The sequence below is a fragment of the Nocardioides sp. S5-5 genome, assembly GCF_054954065.1.
Window position 1 is genome coordinate 4595790 of the sequence record NZ_CP199913.1, and the last position, 16671, is coordinate 4612460.

Genomic DNA, 16671 nt, shown 5'->3' on the forward strand with positions numbered 1-16671 from the left:
GCGCCGAGCGCGTCGTACCCACGCAGGTCAGGCGAGCAGGCCGCCGTGGAGCATCTCGAGGTACTGGTCGGCCAGCGCCTTGTGCTGCAGGCGACCGCGCGGGTTGTACCAGCGCACGGTGGACCAGATGGCGTCGCGGATGAAGCGGTACGTCGTGCCGGGGTCGAGGTCGGCGCGGAAGTCCTCCTCGCGCTGCCCCTGCTTGAGCACGTCGAGCCAGACCTTCTCGACCTCGAGGCTGGCCTTGGCGACGAAGGCGAACTCGGGCGTCGTCGTGAGCAGGGCCGCCTCGTTCTGGTAGAGCGCGACCGCGAACGGCACCTTGTGGATCGTCTCGAAGGAGTTGTAGACCAGCCCGTCGAGCGCCTCGCGCGGGGTCTGCCGGGCCTCGGCGATGTCGCGGATCTCGCTCAGCAGGTTGCCCATGAACTCGCGGAGGATCTCCGTGAGCATGGTCTCCTTGGAGTCGAAGTGGTGGTAGAGGCTGCCCGACAGGATGCCCGCCTCGTCGGCGATGTCGCGCACCGTCGTCTGCGAGTAGCCGCGCGTCGCGAACATCTCCGCCGAGATCGCCAGGAGCTCGGCGCGCCGCGACGAGCCCGCGCCACCGCCCCGCCGTCGACCGCCGCGGGTCGCCCCGTTGTTGCTGCTCGCCATGACCTGATCCTCTCCCACGCGCGGCACGACGCCGCAGCGGCCCGCCGATGCTCGTTCCGGACAGGACGGACCGGTCTCGTAGCGCGTCGCGGCTAGAGTACCTAACAAGCACTTGCTCATGAGGAGTCTCGTCTGATGGCACGGACCATTCCCGCCCTCCTGGCCCAGGCGGCCGTGGCGCACGGCGGCCACCCGGCCGTCGTGGACGGCAGCACGACGGTCACCTACGAGGGCCTGCGAGACCTCGCGGTGGCCGCCGCCCGCTCCTACCGCGCCCTCGGCGTGGAGCCCGGCGACCGGGTCGCGATCTGGGCGCCGAACCGGGTCGAGTACCTCGTGGCGCTGCTGGGCGCGCAGTACCTCGGCGCGTCCGTCGTACCGCTCAACACCCGCTACCGCGGCCACGAGGCGCGCGTCGTCCTCGAGCGCTCGCGCGCGGCCGTGCTCGTGGTGGCCAACGGCTTCCTCGGCGCCGACTACGTCGCGATGCTGCGGGAGGCGGCCCCTGCGGGCGAGCTGCCGCACCTGCGCGAGATCGTCGACCTCGACACCGGCTGGACCGCGTTCCTCGCCGCCGGCGAGCAGGTGCCGGTCGCGGAGGTCGAGGAGCTGGCGGCCGAGGTCACCCCGCAGACCGTCGCCGACATCCTCTTCACCTCGGGCACGACCGGGATCCCGAAGGGCGTGATGAGCTCGCACTCCCAGACCATCGGCGTGGCCGAGGTGTGGGCGCACGGCGCGAGCCTGGGCGAGGCTGACCGGTACGCGATCGTCAACCCGTTCTTCCACAGCTTCGGCTACAAGGCCGGCGCCATCGCCTCGCTGACGGCGGGGGCGACGATCTACCCGGTCCTGACCTTCGACGCCGAGGCGCTCCTGGGCCTGATCGAGGCGGCCGGGATCACCGTGCTCCCCGGCGCCCCGACCATCTTCATCACGCTCATCAACCACCCTCGGCGCACCGACTTCGACCTGTCCTCGCTGCGCTTCTCCATCGCCGGCGCCGCCACCGTGCCCGAGACCCTCTTCGAGCAGATGCAGGAGGTGCTCGGCTTCGACGAGGTCGCCCAGGCCTACGGCCTGACCGAGTGCGTCGTCGCCACCCGCTCCCGCCCCGGCGAGGACCCGCGGCACATCGCCCAGACCACCGGCCCCGGCGTCCCCGGCATCGAGGTCCGCGTCGTCGACGGCGCCGGCTCCGACGTACCGACCGGAGAGGACGGCGAGGTCTGGCTGCGCGGCGAGAACGTCATGCTCGGCTACTTCGAGGACCCGGAGGCCACCGCCGCCGCGATCGACACCGCCGGCTGGCTGCACACCGGCGACGTCGGACGTCTCGACGAGCACGGCTGCCTGAAGATCACCGACCGGATCAAGGACATGTTCATCGTCGGCGGGTTCAACGTCTACCCGGCCGAGGTCGAGAACACCCTGGCCGCGCATCCCGCGGTCATGGAGAGCGCCGTCGTCGGCACACCCGACGAACGGATGGGCTCGGTCGGGCGCGCCCACGTCGTCCTCCGGCCGGGCGCGTCGGCCACCGCCGACGAGCTGTCCGCCTGGGCACGCGCGCGACTCGCCAACTTCAAGGTCCCCCGCGAGATCGTGTTCGTGTCCGAGCTGCCCCGCAACGCCAGCGGCAAGGTGCTCAAGACCGAGCTGCGGAGCTGAGCCCCGGCAGGGCGGTGAAGACACGGATGACCTACGGAACCACTCTCGTCACCGGCGCGACCGGCGGCCTCGGCGCCGCGATCTGCCGGCGGCTGGCGACGGACGGGGCGCAGCTGCTCCTGCTGCACCGTCGTACGGCGCCCGACGCGCTCGTCGCCGAGCTCGGCGCCAGCGTCCGGTGTGCCCGCGCCGTCGACCTCGCCGACGCGGTGGCGGTGGCGACCGCCGTCCAGGAGCTGGAGGCCGAGCACGGGCCGGTCCGGACGGTCGTCCACGCGGCGGGGCCGCACGTGCCGATGGTCCACCTGTCCAACGTGACGCCCGGGCAGCTCGCCACCCAGCTGGACCAGGACGTCGTCGCGTTCTTCAACCTGGCCCACGCCGTCCTGCCGGCGCTGCGCACGACCCGGGGCACGCTGACCGTGGTCACCACGGCGGCGACCGCTCGCCACCCGGTCCGCGACGGACTCTCCGCCGGCCCGAAGGCCGCGGTCGAGGCGCTGGCCCGCGGACTCGCCGCGGAGGAGGGCCGGTACGGCGTCCGGGTCAACTGCGTCGGCCCCGGCATGCTCACCGACGGCATGGCCGAGCGCCTGATCGCCGAGGGCGACCTCGACGAGCGGGCGCTCGACGTGGCCCGCGCCGCGATCCCGCTCCGGCGGTTCGGCAGCGCGGTCGACGTCGCCGAGGCCGTCGCCTTCCTGGCCGGCGAGCGGGCCGGGTTCATCACCGGCCAGAAGCTCGACGTCGACGGCGGCTACGGGGTGTGAGCAACGCGGCCGGCCCCGGCGCTCAGCCGAACCGGGTCCACTGCTCCAGCACGACGAGCGTCTTGGTGCTCGCCACGGCCCGCCCGGAGCGCAGCAGCCCCACCACCCGGCGCAGGTCCTCGACCCCGTCGACGCGGATCCGCACCAGCGCGTCCGGGTCGCCGGCGAGGGTGAGCACCTCCTCCACCTCCGGGATCTGCGCGACGAACTCCATGATCTGGGCGAGGTCGAGGTCGTCGCCGAAGTGCAGCTCGGTCATCGCCTCGATGCCGGTCGCGATCCGGCCGTGGTTGACCTTCACCGTGTAGCGCTCGATCACCCCCAGCCTCTCCAGGCGCGCGATCCGGCGCTGCACCGGCGCGACGGTCAGCCCGACGGCCGTCGCGATCTCGCGCAGCGGGCGCCGGGCGTTCTCCCGCAGCAGGTCGAGGATCGCACGGTCGGTGGCATCGAGGACGGCGGCATCGCTCACGCAACGAAATCTATCTCGATGATTCGATCTGTTGCGCAATCACGGGCATGCTCGTCGTACGAATTGCGGATCGACGCCAAACCGGGCGACAAGTCTTGTGACCCGGCCCACCAGGCCCCAGGCTCGTGCGCATGACCCTCACCGCCGCCCCCACCGACCCCGTCGACCTGGTCTTCGAGCGCGCCGACGAGCTCGGCTCCGCCGGTCACGAGCAGGTCGTGTTCTGCCGTGACGAGGCGACCGGGCTGCGCGCGATCATCGCGATCCACGACACCCGGCTCGGGCCCGCGCTCGGCGGCACCCGGTTCTACCCGTACGCCGGCGAGGCCGAGGCGCTCACCGACGTGCTGCGCCTCTCGCAGGGCATGACCCACAAGGCGGCCGCGGCGGGCATCGCGCTGGGCGGCGGCAAGGCGGTCATCATCGGCGACCCGGCGGCGATCAAGACGCCCGAGCTGATGGCGGCGTACGGCCGGTTCGTGGACACGCTCTCCGGGCGCTACTTCACCGCTGCCGACGTGGGTACGACGGCGGCCGACCTCGACGCCGTGGCGACCGCGACCCGGTACGTCGTGGGCCACAACGGCGGCTCGGGCGACAGCGGCCTGTCCACGGCGTACGGCGTGTTCAGCGCGATGCGGGCGACCGCCGAGCACCGCTGGGGTCCCGACGGACTGCGCGGGCGCACGGTCGGCGTCGAGGGGATCGGCAAGGTCGGCACCCACCTGGTCGCGCTGCTCCTCGAGGAGGGCGCCGAGGTCGTCGTGTCCGACGCGTCCGAGGCCGCGCTGGCCCGCGTCGTCGAGCAGCACCCCGCCGTCACCACGCGCGAGACCGTGCTCGACGCCCCCGTCGACGTCTACGCCCCGTGCGCCCTCGGCGCGACGCTGACGCCGTCGTCGGTCGACGCGATCCGCGCGAGCATCGTCTGCGGCGCCGCCAACAACCAGCTGCTCGACTCGTCGATCGCGCCGCTGCTGCAGCAGCGCGGCATCACCTGGGTGCCCGACTACGTCGCCAACGCCGGCGGCCTGATCCAGGTCGCCGGCGAGATCTCGGACCGCACGCCCGAGGAGGTCCGCGGCAACGTCGCCGCGATCGCGAGCACCGTGCGCGCGATCCTCACCCGCTCCGACGAGAGTGGCCGGCTGCCCAGCGAGGTGGCCGCCGAGATCGTCGCCGAGAGGCTCGCCGCGGCACCCCGTCCGACCGAGGGAGTCTCCGCATGACCGAGCTGCTCGCGCGCCCGGCCGGCGAGCCGGCCGCGCCGTACGACCTCGACGACCGGTTCCGCGTCGACGCCCCGCCGACGCTGCTGACCGGCGTCCAGGCGATCGCCCGCCTCCTCGTCGAGCACCGCGCGCTCGACCGTCGTCGCGGCCTCACGACCGCGTCCTTCGTATCCGGCTACCAGGGCAGCCCGCTCGGCGGCCTGGACCGGATGCTCGCCGACATGCAGGACGTGCTCGACGAGAACGACATCCGCTTCGTACCGGGCCTCAACGAGGAGCTCGCCGCCACCGCCGTGTGGGGCAGCCAGGTCGACCTGCCGCTCGGCACCAGCAGGTACGACGGCGTGACCGGCTTCTGGTACGGCAAGGGCCCCGGCGTCGACCGGGCGACCGACGCGCTGCGCCACGCCAACATGTACGGCGTCAACCGCCGCGGCGGCGCCGTGCTCCTCGTCGGCGACGACCCGGCGTCGAAGTCCTCGACCGTGCCGGCCGTCAGCGAGCGGTCCCTGGCCGCGCTCGGCATCCCGGTGCTCTTCCCGCGCAACGCCACCGAGATCGTCACGCTCGGCCTGCACGCGATCGACATGTCGCGGGCCACCGGCTGCGTGGTCGCGCTCAAGATCGTCGCCGACGTGGCCGACGGCGCGTGGGTGGTCGACGGCGCCGACATCGACGTCACTCCCGTCGCCCCGGCGATCGACTGGAACGGCCACCCCTACGCCTACACGCAGAGCCCGATCGTGCTGCGCCCGCCGATGATCGTCGGCGCCGAGGCCGAGCTGGTCGGGCCGCGCACCGCGCTGGTCCACGACTACTCCGCCCGCAACGGCCTCAACGTCGTGGAGGTCGATGCGCCGCACGCCCGGCTCGGCCTGGTCGCGTCCGGCAGCTGCTTCGACTCGCTGCGCCAGGCGCTCACCGACCTCGGCGTCACCGACGAGGCGCTGGTCGAGGCCGGCGTCCGGGTGCTGCGGATGGGCATGATGAGCCCGGTCGAGCCCGAGGCCGTACGCCGGTTCGCCGACGGCCTCGAGGAGATCGTGGTCGTCGAGGACAAGACGTCCTTCATGGAGATGCAGGTCCGCGACCTGCTCTACGGCAGCGCGAACGCGCCGCGGATCCTCGGCAAGCTGGACGCCGCCGGCCAGCGGCTGATCCCCGCCGACGGCGAGCTCACCGCCGGCCGGCTGCTCGCGCCCCTGCGGCACGCGCTCGAGGGCTGGCTGAGCGTCGCCCCACCGCAGCGCCCCCGCACCTCGCTGCCGCTGCTGCCGGTCAACCGGTCGGCGTACTTCTGCTCCGGCTGCCCGCACAACCGTTCCACGGTGCTGCCCGAGGGCTCGATGGGCGGCGGCGGCATCGGCTGCCACGCCATGGTGACCATCTCCGACCGTCCCGAGGACACCGTCACCGGCGTGACCCAGATGGGCGGCGAGGGCGCCCAGTGGATCGGCCAGGCGTGGTTCACCGACGCCGGCCACATCTTCCAGAACGTCGGCGACGGCACCTTCTTCCACTCCGCGCAGCTCGCGGTGCAGGCCTGCATCGCGGCCGGCGTGAACATCACCTACAAGGTCCTCTACAACGACGTCGTCGCGATGACCGGCGCCCAGGACGCCGAGGGCGCGCTCTCCGTGCCGCAGCTGACCCACAAGCTGCGCACCGAGGGCGTCGCGAAGATCGTCATCTGCGCCGACGACCCGAAGCGTCACCGCCGCCGCGACCTCGCCCCCGGCACCCTGCTCTGGGACCGCGACCGCCTGGACGAGGCGCAGCGGATGCTCCGCGAGGTCCCCGGCGTGACCGTGCTGATCTACGACCAGCACTGCGCCGCCGACGCCCGTCGCCAGCGCAAGCGCGGCGGCCTGCCCGCCCGCACCCAGCGGGTCGTCATCAACGAGGCGGTCTGCGAGGGCTGCGGCGACTGCGGGGTGAAGAGCAACTGCCTGTCGGTGCAGCCGGTCGAGACCGAGTACGGCCGCAAGACCCGCATCGAGCAGACCTCCTGCAACACCGACTACAGCTGCCTCGACGGCGACTGCCCGTCGTTCGTCACCGTGGAGACCGCGCCCCGGAGGTCGAGGAGGTCGCGCAGCGACCGTCACGAGACCCGCGGCAGGAAGAAGGGCTACCCCACCCCGCCGACGGTCGCGGCCAGCATCGCCGACCAGCCGATCACCACGACCCAGAACGTCTTCATGGCGGGCATCGGCGGCACCGGCATCGTCACCGTCAACCAGGTGCTGGCGACCGCCGCCCTGCGCGCCGGGTACGCCGTCGAGTCGCTCGACCAGACCGGACTGAGCCAGAAGGCGGGCCCGGTCACCGGCCACCTGCGCTTCGCCGCGGGCGACCTCGAGCCGGCCAACCGGCTCACCCCGGGCTCGGCCGACTGCTTCCTCGGCTTCGACCTGCTCACCCTCGCCGAGGACCGCAACCTGACGTACGGCGACCCGGAGTCGACCCGCACCGTCGTCTCGACCAGCCGCACCGCCACCGGCGCGATGGTCCACGACCCGAAGGTGCAGCACCCCGACGAGTCCGGCCTGCTGGAGCGGGTCGGCACCGCCAGCGTCGAGCTCTTCGACTTCGACGCGCTCGAGGCCGCGGACCGGATCTTCGGCAACACCGTCGCCGCGAACTTCCTGCTGGTCGGCGCGGCCCACCAGACCGGCGCGCTGCGGCTGCCCGCGGCCGCGATCGAGGAGGCCATCGAGATCAACGGCACCGCGGTCGCCGCCAACATCGCCGCCTTCCGCTGGGGCCGCGTCGCGGTCACCGACCCGGCCGCCTTCCGCGCCGCCGGCACGGTCGCCGCCGCCCCCACTCCGGTCCGCGAGGTCCCCGCCTCGGTGGCCGCCTCCGGCCTCGACGGGGAGCTGCTGCGCCTGGTCACCACCCGGGCCGCCGACCTGGTCGACTACCAAGACGAGCGGCTCGCTGACGCGTACGTCGCCCTGGTCGCCCAGGTCGCCGCCGCCGAGCGGGCGGTGACCGCCGAGACCCGGTTCAGCGAGGCCGTCGCGCGCAACCTGTTCAAGCTGACGGCGTACAAGGACGAGTACGAGGTCGCCCGGCTGCTCACCGACCCGGCCTTCCTCGCCGCCACCGGCGACGCCTTCCCCGGTGGCACGGTGGCCTTCAAGCTGCACCCGCCGGTGCTGCGGGCGATGGGCCGGAAGAAGAAGATCTCGTTCGGCCCGACGTCGCACGGCTCGCTGCGCGCCCTGGCCCGGATGAAGTCGCTGCGCGGCACGCGCGCGGACATCTTCGGCTACGCCCACCTGCGCAGGGTGGAGCGCGAGTTGCGCGACCACTACCGCACGGTGGTCGCCGACCTGACGTCCGAGCTGGGCGACGCGGCGTCGTACGACCGGGCGGTGCGGATCGCCGAGCTGCCCGACCTGGTCCGCGGCTACGAGGGCGTCAAGCTGGGCAACGTGGAGCGCTACGTCGCCGAGCTGGCCGAGCTGGGCGTGACCCCGCCGGCCGTGAAGCTCGCGTAGGCCCGCGCGAAGGTGCGCGCCGCCGTGACCAGCTCACCGACCTCGACCCACTCGTCGGCCGTGTGTGCCTGGCGGATCGAGCCCGGACCGTAGACGACGGTCGGGATGGCGAGCTGGTTGCGGAGGAAGCGCCCGTCGGTGCCGAGCGAGAGCCCCACGACGTGGTCGGCACCGGTCAGTCCCGCGACGAAGCGGGGGAACGGGTGGTCGGCGGGCACCTCGGAGGGCTCCACCACGACGAGCGTCTCGAGGTCGTAGACCGCGCCGGGGCAGGCCTGCTCGATCACCCGGCGCAACCCGGCGAGCACCTGTTCGACCGACTCCCCCGGTGCCGTACGCCGGTCGAGCACGAACTCGCACCGCGGCGCGATGACGTTGCGCGCCACCCCGCCCTCGACCAGCGCGACATTGCAGGTGGGCGTGCCCACGTAGGGGTGGGCGGCGTCGGAGACGGCGCCGTCGTGCAGGGCGGTGATCATCCGCGCCGCGTCGGCGATCGCCGAGCGGGCGGCGCCTGGCTCGGAGCCGTGGCCCGCGTCGCCCTCCACTGTGACCCGCACCTGCACGGTGCCGCGCTCGGCGACGGAGATGCCGAGCTCGGTCGGCTCCGAGACGATGCAGGCGTCGGCCCGTACCCGCCCGGCCGCGACGAGCGCCTCGGTGCCGTGGGCTCCGCCGGTCTCCTCGTCGGCGACCAGGTGCAGCACGATCGTCGACGGCGGCTCGACTCCCGCGTCGCGGCAGGCGGACAGACCTTCGATCGCGGCGGCGATCCCGCCCTTCATGTCGGCTGTCCCGCGGCCGTGCAGGCGGGTGCCGACCAGGGTCGGCTCGAAGGGCGGGTGGGTCCAGTCGTCGGCGACGACGGGGACGACGTCGAGGTGCCCGTTGACCAGCAGCGTGCCCGCCGATCCGCCGCCCGCGGGCCGGTAGGTCGCCAGGACCGACGGCCGCCCGGCGACGGGCTCGACGACCTCGACCTCGCAGCCGAGGCCTTCGAGGACGCCGACGAGCGCCGGGACGACGGACGTCTCGCGACCCGGCGGGTTCTGGGTGTCGCACCGGACGAGCGCCTCGGTCAGCGCGACCACCCGGTCGCGGGAGACGGCGGCGGCCGCGGCCGCGGCGGGCGCCGTCATCGCAGGTCCTCCGGAGCCAGGATGCCGACCTCCACGAGGCCGTCGACGAACCCGCCGAGCACCGGCCGGTCGGCCAGCAACACGGCGAGGATCTCGCGGCCGAGCGCGGTCCGTCCCGACCGCAGCGCGACCACCGCGCGCCACAAGGTCGCCTCGCGGTTGTCGGCGAGCAGGTCCTGCGCCGCGGCGAGCCGGGCGAGCATCGCGTCGGCCTGGGCCGGGTCGATCGCGGCCCGGCTGCCGATCACCAGTGGCGCGGCGAAGAGGGCGGCGCCGACGGCGCCGAAGCCCTCGTGGACCGGCAGCATCCGCTCCAGCTCGGCGACCGGATCGTGGTGGTCGTCGACGCGGAGATCCGCGATCACCTCCCGCCACGGGGTCGGCGTACGACGGCCGCTGACGACGGTCACCACCGCCGACTGGGATCCGCGGACGTCCCCGCCGGCCGCCTCGCCCGCACGGAGCGCGCCGACGAGCTGCCGCACCAGCGACGGGCCGGTGGGGGCTCCGAGCAGCAGCGCCTGCGCGACGTCGGCCGAGGCGAGCATGTTGCCGCCCGCGACCGAGGTGGCATCCGCCGCGCTGCTCACGGCCGGCGCGCAGGCAGCGCCGTGGTGGGCGGCGCTCCGTCCGGAGGCGTCCATGACCAGCAGCTGCCGGTGCGCCGCGAGCCGGTCGTCCGCGACGAGGAGGCGAACGACCTCGTCGGGAGCGGCGCCCTCGCGCAGGAGCGCGAGCGCCAGGTGCGGCCAATCCGTGTTGGCGAACGCCTGACTGACCACCGCGCCGACCCCGGCCTCGGCGCGGCCGACGACCGCGCCGACGCCGAAGAAGTGGGACTGTGACGCGAACCCGAGGGACCCGTCCCTCGGGTCGAAGCCGATCACCGAGAAGGTCATCGCCCACCCACCGGTCTCGAGGCCAGGCGGACCCGGATCCCGATCAGGGCCACACTCAGCCCGGGCACGCCCGTCATCGCTCGCCTCGGACCCGCGGGAGCAGCTCGGTCGCGAGCCGCGCCACCTCGGCGGCGGCGTCGTCGCCGGGGACCAGGCAGAAGCTCACCGCCGTGGCCCCGGCCTCGCCGAGCCGCCGGATCTTGCGGGCGCAGGCGTCCGGGTCGCCGACGATCGCGAGGTCGTCGATCCAGGCGTCGGGGATCTTCGCCACCGCCTCCTCGAACGGCAGTGTCGCGAGGTGGGCCGCCTCGTCGGCGATGCCGTGCGCCTCGGTCATCGGGTTGCGCGGCCCGGCCAGCAGGTAGATCGCGAACAGCTCACGCAGCCGCTCCCGGGCCTCCAGCGCGTCCTCGGCCATGCTCACGAAGGTGTAGGCGACGAGGTCGAAGCCCTCGCCCGCCCCGCCCTCGGCCACCGCGGCAGCCGCCCAGCGGACGTACTCCTCGCCCGCGAGCACCGACAGGATCGCGCCGTCGGCGACGCCGCCCGCGGCCCGCAGCGCCTTGGGACCGCCGACACCCACGAAGAGCGCGGGCGGCGTGCCCGGAGCGTGCTCCAGGCGGACGCCGGAGGCGACGAAGTCGTCGTTGGCCGTGGTGAGCTCGCCACCCTCGAGCAGCAGCCGCAGCGCGCCGAAGGTGTTCTTGAGCGCGGTCAGCGGCTTGGCCGGGCCGATGCCCATCTGCTCCAGCCAGTCCGGTACGCCGACGCCGACACCGGCGGTGAGCCGGCCGGGGTAGATCTCCGCCATCGTCGCGAGCTCCATCGCCAGGAGGGCGGGGTGTCGGGAGCTGGTCGGCAGGATGCCGATGCCGACGGGCAGGGCGGTGTGTGCCAGCGCGGCGCCGGCGGTGGCGATGCCACCGGTGAAGAAGTAGTCCTCACCGACCCACAGCTCGTCGAAGCCGCCCTGCTCGGCGGCCCGGGCCAGCGCGATGGTCTCGCCCGGGGGCTGCGCGCTGCCGAGGACCAGGCCGATCCGGGGGCCGCGGCTGCTCGTCGTACCCATCTCAGATCCCCTCGGGCAGCGGGTTCCACGGAACCCAGCCGAGGCCGCGAGATGCCGTGGAGCCGCCCAGGCCGGGCCGCTCCTCGTCGAGCGCGGGCAGCGCGGTGATCTGCGTGTGCCACATCCGCCACTCGGGCTCACCGGAGCCGTTGTCGCGGTGGTAGATCTCGGTGGCCCGGCCGACCGTCGCGTCGACGTTGTCGGCCGTCCACTCGCCGCCGTCGACCATCTCGGCCTCGATCGAGAACTCACAGGCAAGCCAGGCCATGTCGCCCTTGATCTCCAGGCGCATCACCTCGGTGGTCATGCCGCCGGACTGGTCGACGATGTCGCGGTAGAACTCCCAGAGGGCGACCTTCTCGCGCATGTTGAAGTAGGGGTGCCCGTTGAAGTTGAACATGAGGTACTCCTCGCCGGGCTCCGGGAAGACCTTGCTCATGCGCGGGATGTCCCAGTCCAGGTTGGACTCCCACCACTCGCGGTGCAGGTGCAGGATCTGGTCGATGTCCTCCTGCGGTGCCGTACGACGGGCGAAGCTCGGTGCGGTCATGGGGATGGTTCCTCTCTCGTTGGTGGGTGCGGCAGTCAGCAGTCGCCGACGTGCGCGCGGACCAGGTCCGCGACGTCGCGGGCGGCGCCGTAGAGGGGCAGATGGCCCTGGCCCGCGAGCACCGCGAGCCGTCCTCCGGTTCGCCGAGTGAGCTCGGCCGAGTCCGCGACCGGGCAGGCGTGGTCGTGCTCGCCGACGACGGCGAGCACCGGGCAGCTGATCCGGTCGGCGTGGTCGAGGGCGGCGCTCGCGGCGGCGGCCCGCCAGATCGCGGCGACCTGGGCCCGGCCGGCCCGGGACACGGTGTGCGCGGCGGCCTCGGCGGCCTGCTCGGAGGTGAGTCCGGGCTCGCCGGCGACGATCGTGCGCAGCAGCTCGCGGGCGCCGAGACGGTCGAGCTCGCCGAGGAACTCGGCGGTGTCGGCGGCGCTCGCGGCCCGACAGGCACCACCCACCGAGGTGAGCGTGAGGACCCGGGCCGGGTCGGTGGCGGCGAGCGCGGCCAGGACCGCGGCGCCGACGGAGGCGCCGACACCGTGCGCGTCGGGCCAGCCGAGCTCGTCGAGCACGTGCCTGCACGACGCCGTCCAGGTCGCGAGGTCGTAGCCGGCGCGCGGGGCGGAGCGGCCGTGGCCGGGCAGGTCGACGGCGGCGCAGGACCAGTCCGCGGGGAGCTGCGCGACGACCCGGCCCCAGCTCGCCGCCTGCAGGTTGGCGGGATGCACGAGGAGCACCCGGTGGGCCGGCCGGCCGGCCGGACCGGGCGCCTCGCGGAGCAGGACGGACACGCCGCCGCGCAGCTCGACTCGTCGCGGGAGGACCTCGTCATGGGTGAGCATGATTCAAGACTCTATATCTTTCTTGTAAGTTTGGTCCATGGCGAATCACCGCGGAACCGGCCGATAGGGTGGCGCGATGACCCACCCCGCGGAGAGCTGGCGCACGATCGGTGACGTCGCCGCCGAGATCGGCGTGAGTCCCCAGACCCTGCGCGTGTGGGAGAAGCAGGAGCTCCTCGTCCCGGACCGCACCGGGGGCGGCCAGCGTCGCTACGCGCCCGAGCACGTCGCCCGGGCCCGCCAGATCGCCGAGCTGCGCCGCCGGCACGGCTGGAACCCCGCCGCGATCCGGATCTCGCTCGGCGACGCCGACGCGCCCGAGCAGACCGCCGCGGCGCCGCAGCCCGACGGCGCTCGGCTGCGCCGCGCCCGGCTCGCCCGCGGGCTCTCGCTCGCTGCGCTCGCCGGCGAGGCGGAGACCTCGACCGCGCACCTGTCGTCGATCGAGCGCGGCCTCGATCGCCCCTCCACCCAGCTCGTCGCCCGGCTCACCGACGCCCTCGGCATCCCGATGAGCGGCCTGGCGGACTTCCACGCGACCGACGCGACCGTCGTCCGGCTCGCCGACCGGGCGCCCGTCGAGCTCGAGAACGGCGCGCGCTGGGAGGAGCTCTCGATGCCCGGGCACCAGCTCGAGCCGGCCATGCTCACCCTCGCGCCCGGCGGCTCGAGCGGCGGCCCGTACTCCCGGCCGGGCGAGACCTTCGCGCACGTGCTCGACGGGGAGATCGAGTTCCGGCTGGGCGGCACCTCCCACGACCACGAGCAGACGGCCGACGCGACGACCGTCGGTCCGGGCGACTCGATCACCGTGCCGCCCAACATCTTCTTGTCGTGGCGCAACCCTGGCGCCGCCCCGGCCCGATGCCTGTGGATCGAGCTGCTGCCGCCGCACGCCTGGTCGGACCCGATGACCCAGCGGATCGTGCGTGCCGCATCGGGGGTCACGCCTGTCGGCTGAACGACTCCGGGCGACCCCTGCTCACCGCGAGGTCACCGTCGAGCCGCTGACGGCTGCGGAGCACCGCCGCCTCCTCCCGCGACGCGTCGTGCCCGCGGGTGAGCAGCCAGTAGACCGCGCCCGGAACGACGAGCCCGATCACGAACGCCAGGTCGACCCCGCCCACGTCGTCCAGCAGCGGACCCTCGATCGAGCCGACCCGGACGAACGGCGCGAGCGCGACCAGACCGAGGACGTAGGCGAGCAGACCCCGCCAGCCCCACAGCCCGTAGATCCCGTCGGGCCGGAAGATCTCCTCGACCGCATAGTGGCCACGGCGCACGAAGTAGTAGTCGACGAGGTTCACGGCGGTCCACGGCACGAGCACGTAGAGCATGATCGTGACGAAGTCGTTGAAGCTCCCGAGGTACGACGCCGGCAGCCACTGCGCGACCGCGAACACCGCGACGGCGCCGCCGACGATGCCGAGCGCGCGGTTGCGGGCCGAGGCCCGCAGGCTCGGACGGAACGACTGGACGATGCTCAGCGACGACAGCATGGCGCCGTAGAGGTTGACGCCCATCAGCGCGATCGCGCCCGGGACGAGCACGAGCACCACGGCCAGCTCGCCGAAGCCGTCGAACCACTGGTCGCCGACGTCCTTCAGGTTGCTCAGCGCGTCGGGCACCGGGACCGACGCGGCGATGAAGTTGCCCAGCGACATCAGCCACAGCGCGGACAGCGCGGCGCCGAGGTAGGTCCAGCCGATGACGGCCCGCTGCGAGGTGTCCGCCGGCAGGTAGCGCGAGTAGTCGGAGACGTAGACGGCGTACCCGAGCTGGTAGCCGGTCGCCGCGACGAACTGCGCGAGCAGGCCGGCCCAGGAGAAGCCGTCGCCGGCAGCGGGCGAGACCGGGGTCAGGTGGACCAGGGCGAGCACCGTGAGGACGCCGAAGATCGGCACCACGAGGTAGGGCAGCCAGCGAAGCACGGTGTGGAGCAGGTCGTAGCCGAAGATCGCGAGCCCGGTGGCCAGCCCGACGATGACCAGGCCCCAGCCGAGCGTCGTCCAGCCGAGGTACGACGCCAGGACCTGCGAACCGAGCAGCACGCCGAACGAGCTGAACCCGAGGTAGACGCCGATCACCGCGATCATCGGCACGCTCGCGCCGCGCAGGCCGAACTGCGCGCGCGACTGGATCATCTGCGGCAGGCCCATCGTGGGGCCCTGGTTGGCGTGGAACGCCATGAAGCAGGTGCCGAAGAGCACCCCCGCGATCGTCGCCACGAGCGCCCACAGGAGCGAGAGTCCCAGCACGGGGCCGACGAAGCCGACGACCATGGTGGTCGGCACGAACTGGCCGGTGAACCAGAAGGGCGCCTGCTGCCAGGCCTTCCCGTGGCGCTCGGCCTGCGGCACGTAGTCGATCGACCGTGTCTCCGGCTCCAGACGCCGCCCGCCTGACACCGCTCTCGCCCCCGCCTCGACACCATCGGTCGTCGCCATCGCTCCACCTCTCTCTGGTCAGGTAGGCGATAACTTACAACCTTCTTGTAACTTTGTCTGCGGCCTCACACGAGAAGTTTCCGGACCGTGGAGACGACCAGGCCCGCCCTCGACGAGTCCACATCGTGCGACTACCCGATCCTCACCTCGCGCTCGTCAGCGTGACCGGCGCGAAGAAGACCGAGAACGCCGCACAGCAGGAGGGCGTTCGGCAACCGCCCCCGACTGCGGGGTGGCGGCTCGAGGGTCTGGGCGCATCATCGCGCCGCACGCATGGCGGCCTCGACCCTCGCGGTCGGTCCCGCCACGAAGACGTACTCGACGTTGCGCAGCCGCGCCACCTTCCCGACCTTCTTCCCCGACGGGCTGTGGATCCCGATCTGCGCCCCCACATAGCGCTTGCTGTCGAACGCCAGCATCCGCACGTCCTCGTGCCCGGCCTCCCGCAGCGACTCCGTCATCTGCTCGGCAGTGATCCACGACTCGTCGTTGTACGACACCACGACCACCTCCGCCCGGGCCCGGCCGACGAGGTCGGCCAGCGCCCCCGGCATCTCTCGCTGCGCGTTGAACACGCTCTTCGTCGCCGGGTCCCGGCTGTCGATCCGCTTGCACGCCACCCCGTAGTGCGCGGGTGCGTCCCAGCGCACGAGGGTCTCCCAGATGTGGTAGTTCGTGAAGTACCGGTGCTGGTTGTACGGCGGGTCCAGGTACATCAGGTCCACCGCCGGCAGCTCGTCGACGGTCCGCATCGCGTCGCCACCGATCGTCGTACCGGGGCCGGGGAGGAGGGTCGGCCGCCGCAGCTCGAGGTCGTTGTGGGACCGCGGCGCCCACTGCTTGAGGTACGCCATCTGCACCCCCGTCGTCGAGTCCACCCGGTCGGCCGCCTGCATCAGGCTGGTCAGCAGGATCGGGTACAGCGCCGAGCCCCGGTAGTCGGTGTCCAACAGGTTGCGGATCGCGTCGACCCGGGCGCCGTTCTTGGGCTGGAAGAAACGCGACCGCACGCAGAAGGTCTCGGTGAAGTACCCCGCCTCCCCCGGCAGCGCCGCCAGCCGCTTCAGCTCGTTGTCCAGCTCCTGCAGGTCCACCTCCCGCGCATCGGTCGCGATGTAGCAGTCACTGAGCACCTGGCTGTACGTCGCCAGGTCGGTCGCCGTCACCACGAGCCCGCGCCGCTTGAACTCCTGCGCCACCCGCGTCGTACCCGTGAACAGGTCGACGGCCGTCTGCGCCTCCACCGCCTGGGCGAGGTCGCCGAGAACGGGGACCAGGTTCCGCTTGGAACCCAGGTACTTGAGCACGGACCGAGGCTACCCGGGGCGCTCCGGGGATACGGTCAGGGCCGCGCCCGTCAGGTCGTCCGCGTCGTCGGATCGGACGTCAGCGGAGCCGCGGCCCGTCCTCCGAAGCG

The 16671-nt window shown here is 73.1% G+C and carries 14 protein-coding genes; 5 read left to right on the forward strand and 9 right to left on the reverse strand.

Annotated features, from left to right (window positions below; all coding sequences use genetic code 11):
* Nucleotides 1–27 precede the first annotated feature (27 nt).
* A complete protein-coding gene (locus ACUP6Y_RS22200) occupies nt 28–657 on the reverse strand; it encodes a TetR/AcrR family transcriptional regulator (protein WP_462553175.1) in 630 nt (209 codons plus the stop codon).
* A 135-nt stretch (nt 658–792) separates the two neighbouring features.
* Between ACUP6Y_RS22200 and ACUP6Y_RS22205 the strand changes: the two genes are divergently transcribed.
* Both ACUP6Y_RS22205 and ACUP6Y_RS22210 read left to right on the forward strand, forming a co-directional pair.
* Nucleotides 793–2328, forward strand: a complete 1536-nt coding sequence (locus ACUP6Y_RS22205) for a FadD3 family acyl-CoA ligase (RefSeq protein ID WP_462553176.1) — start codon at nt 793–795, stop codon at nt 2326–2328.
* A 26-nt stretch (nt 2329–2354) separates the two neighbouring features.
* On the forward strand, nt 2355–3098 hold the full coding sequence (locus ACUP6Y_RS22210) for an SDR family NAD(P)-dependent oxidoreductase (protein WP_462553177.1): 744 nt from the start codon (nt 2355–2357) through the stop codon (nt 3096–3098).
* A 22-nt stretch (nt 3099–3120) separates the two neighbouring features.
* Here ACUP6Y_RS22210 and ACUP6Y_RS22215 read toward each other — a convergent pair whose 3' ends face one another.
* Nucleotides 3121–3570, reverse strand: coding sequence for an Lrp/AsnC family transcriptional regulator (locus tag ACUP6Y_RS22215; RefSeq protein ID WP_462553178.1), 450 nt, complete (start codon nt 3568–3570; stop codon nt 3121–3123).
* Nucleotides 3571–3701: 131 nt separating this feature from the next.
* Between ACUP6Y_RS22215 and ACUP6Y_RS22220 the strand changes: the two genes are divergently transcribed.
* On the forward strand, nt 3702–4799 hold the full coding sequence (locus ACUP6Y_RS22220) for a Glu/Leu/Phe/Val dehydrogenase family protein (protein ID WP_462553179.1): 1098 nt from the start codon (nt 3702–3704) through the stop codon (nt 4797–4799).
* On the forward strand, nt 4796–8311 hold the full coding sequence (locus ACUP6Y_RS22225) for an indolepyruvate ferredoxin oxidoreductase family protein (RefSeq protein ID WP_462553180.1): 3516 nt from the start codon (nt 4796–4798) through the stop codon (nt 8309–8311). The genes ACUP6Y_RS22220 and ACUP6Y_RS22225 overlap by 4 nt, the downstream gene beginning before the upstream one ends.
* Here ACUP6Y_RS22225 and ACUP6Y_RS22230 read toward each other — a convergent pair.
* From ACUP6Y_RS22230 to ACUP6Y_RS22250, 5 genes are all read right to left on the reverse strand, one after another.
* Nucleotides 8254–9450: a M20 family metallopeptidase gene (locus tag ACUP6Y_RS22230; protein ID WP_462553181.1), complete on the reverse strand. Its 1197-nt coding sequence runs from the start codon at nt 9448–9450 to the stop codon at nt 8254–8256. The genes ACUP6Y_RS22225 and ACUP6Y_RS22230 overlap by 58 nt on opposite strands.
* Nucleotides 9447–10349: a DUF1028 domain-containing protein gene (locus ACUP6Y_RS22235; RefSeq protein WP_462553182.1), complete on the reverse strand. Its 903-nt coding sequence runs from the start codon at nt 10347–10349 to the stop codon at nt 9447–9449. The genes ACUP6Y_RS22230 and ACUP6Y_RS22235 overlap by 4 nt, the downstream gene beginning before the upstream one ends.
* A gap of 73 nt (nt 10350–10422) precedes the next feature.
* Entirely contained in the window at nt 10423–11418 is a 996-nt protein-coding gene (locus ACUP6Y_RS22240; protein WP_462553184.1) for an LLM class flavin-dependent oxidoreductase, read from the reverse strand.
* A gap of 1 nt (nt 11419) precedes the next feature.
* Nucleotides 11420–11968, reverse strand: a complete 549-nt coding sequence (locus ACUP6Y_RS22245) for a YybH family protein (protein ID WP_462553185.1) — start codon at nt 11966–11968, stop codon at nt 11420–11422.
* 35 nt (nt 11969–12003) lie between these two features.
* Nucleotides 12004–12807 (reverse strand): alpha/beta fold hydrolase, encoded by an 804-nt coding sequence (locus ACUP6Y_RS22250; RefSeq protein ID WP_462553186.1) that lies wholly within the window; start codon nt 12805–12807, stop codon nt 12004–12006.
* A 76-nt stretch (nt 12808–12883) separates the two neighbouring features.
* Here ACUP6Y_RS22250 and ACUP6Y_RS22255 point away from each other — a divergent pair, with 76 nt between their 5' ends.
* Complete coding sequence (locus tag ACUP6Y_RS22255; RefSeq protein WP_462553187.1) at nt 12884–13768, forward strand: MerR family transcriptional regulator; 885 nt, start codon at nt 12884–12886, stop codon at nt 13766–13768.
* On the opposite strand, the gene ACUP6Y_RS22260 is transcribed toward ACUP6Y_RS22255, so the two are convergent.
* Both ACUP6Y_RS22260 and ACUP6Y_RS22265 read right to left on the reverse strand, forming a co-directional pair.
* Nucleotides 13752–15254, reverse strand: a complete 1503-nt coding sequence (locus ACUP6Y_RS22260) for a purine-cytosine permease family protein (protein ID WP_462553189.1) — start codon at nt 15252–15254, stop codon at nt 13752–13754. The two genes, ACUP6Y_RS22255 and ACUP6Y_RS22260, sit on opposite strands and share 17 nt — an antisense overlap.
* Before the next feature lie 257 nt (nt 15255–15511).
* Complete coding sequence (locus tag ACUP6Y_RS22265; RefSeq protein ID WP_462553190.1) at nt 15512–16561, reverse strand: DNA adenine methylase; 1050 nt, start codon at nt 16559–16561, stop codon at nt 15512–15514.
* Nucleotides 16562–16671 lie beyond the last annotated feature (110 nt).

Coding starts and splice junctions, on each gene's coding strand:
- ACUP6Y_RS22200 (WP_462553175.1), bottom strand. CDS start 657: ATGGCGAGCAGCAACAACGGGGCGACCCGCGGCGGTCGACGGCGGGGC.
- ACUP6Y_RS22205 (WP_462553176.1), top strand. CDS start 793: ATGGCACGGACCATTCCCGCCCTCCTGGCCCAGGCGGCCGTGGCGCAC.
- ACUP6Y_RS22210 (WP_462553177.1), top strand. CDS start 2,355: ATGACCTACGGAACCACTCTCGTCACCGGCGCGACCGGCGGCCTCGGC.
- ACUP6Y_RS22220 (WP_462553179.1), top strand. CDS start 3,702: ATGACCCTCACCGCCGCCCCCACCGACCCCGTCGACCTGGTCTTCGAG.
- ACUP6Y_RS22225 (WP_462553180.1), top strand. CDS start 4,796: ATGACCGAGCTGCTCGCGCGCCCGGCCGGCGAGCCGGCCGCGCCGTAC.
- ACUP6Y_RS22230 (WP_462553181.1), bottom strand. CDS start 9,450: ATGACGGCGCCCGCCGCGGCCGCGGCCGCCGCCGTCTCCCGCGACCGG.
- ACUP6Y_RS22235 (WP_462553182.1), bottom strand. CDS start 10,349: ATGACCTTCTCGGTGATCGGCTTCGACCCGAGGGACGGGTCCCTCGGG.
- ACUP6Y_RS22240 (WP_462553184.1), bottom strand. CDS start 11,418: ATGGGTACGACGAGCAGCCGCGGCCCCCGGATCGGCCTGGTCCTCGGC.
- ACUP6Y_RS22245 (WP_462553185.1), bottom strand. CDS start 11,968: ATGACCGCACCGAGCTTCGCCCGTCGTACGGCACCGCAGGAGGACATC.
- ACUP6Y_RS22250 (WP_462553186.1), bottom strand. CDS start 12,807: ATGCTCACCCATGACGAGGTCCTCCCGCGACGAGTCGAGCTGCGCGGC.
- ACUP6Y_RS22255 (WP_462553187.1), top strand. CDS start 12,884: ATGACCCACCCCGCGGAGAGCTGGCGCACGATCGGTGACGTCGCCGCC.
- ACUP6Y_RS22260 (WP_462553189.1), bottom strand. CDS start 15,254: ATGGCGACGACCGATGGTGTCGAGGCGGGGGCGAGAGCGGTGTCAGGC.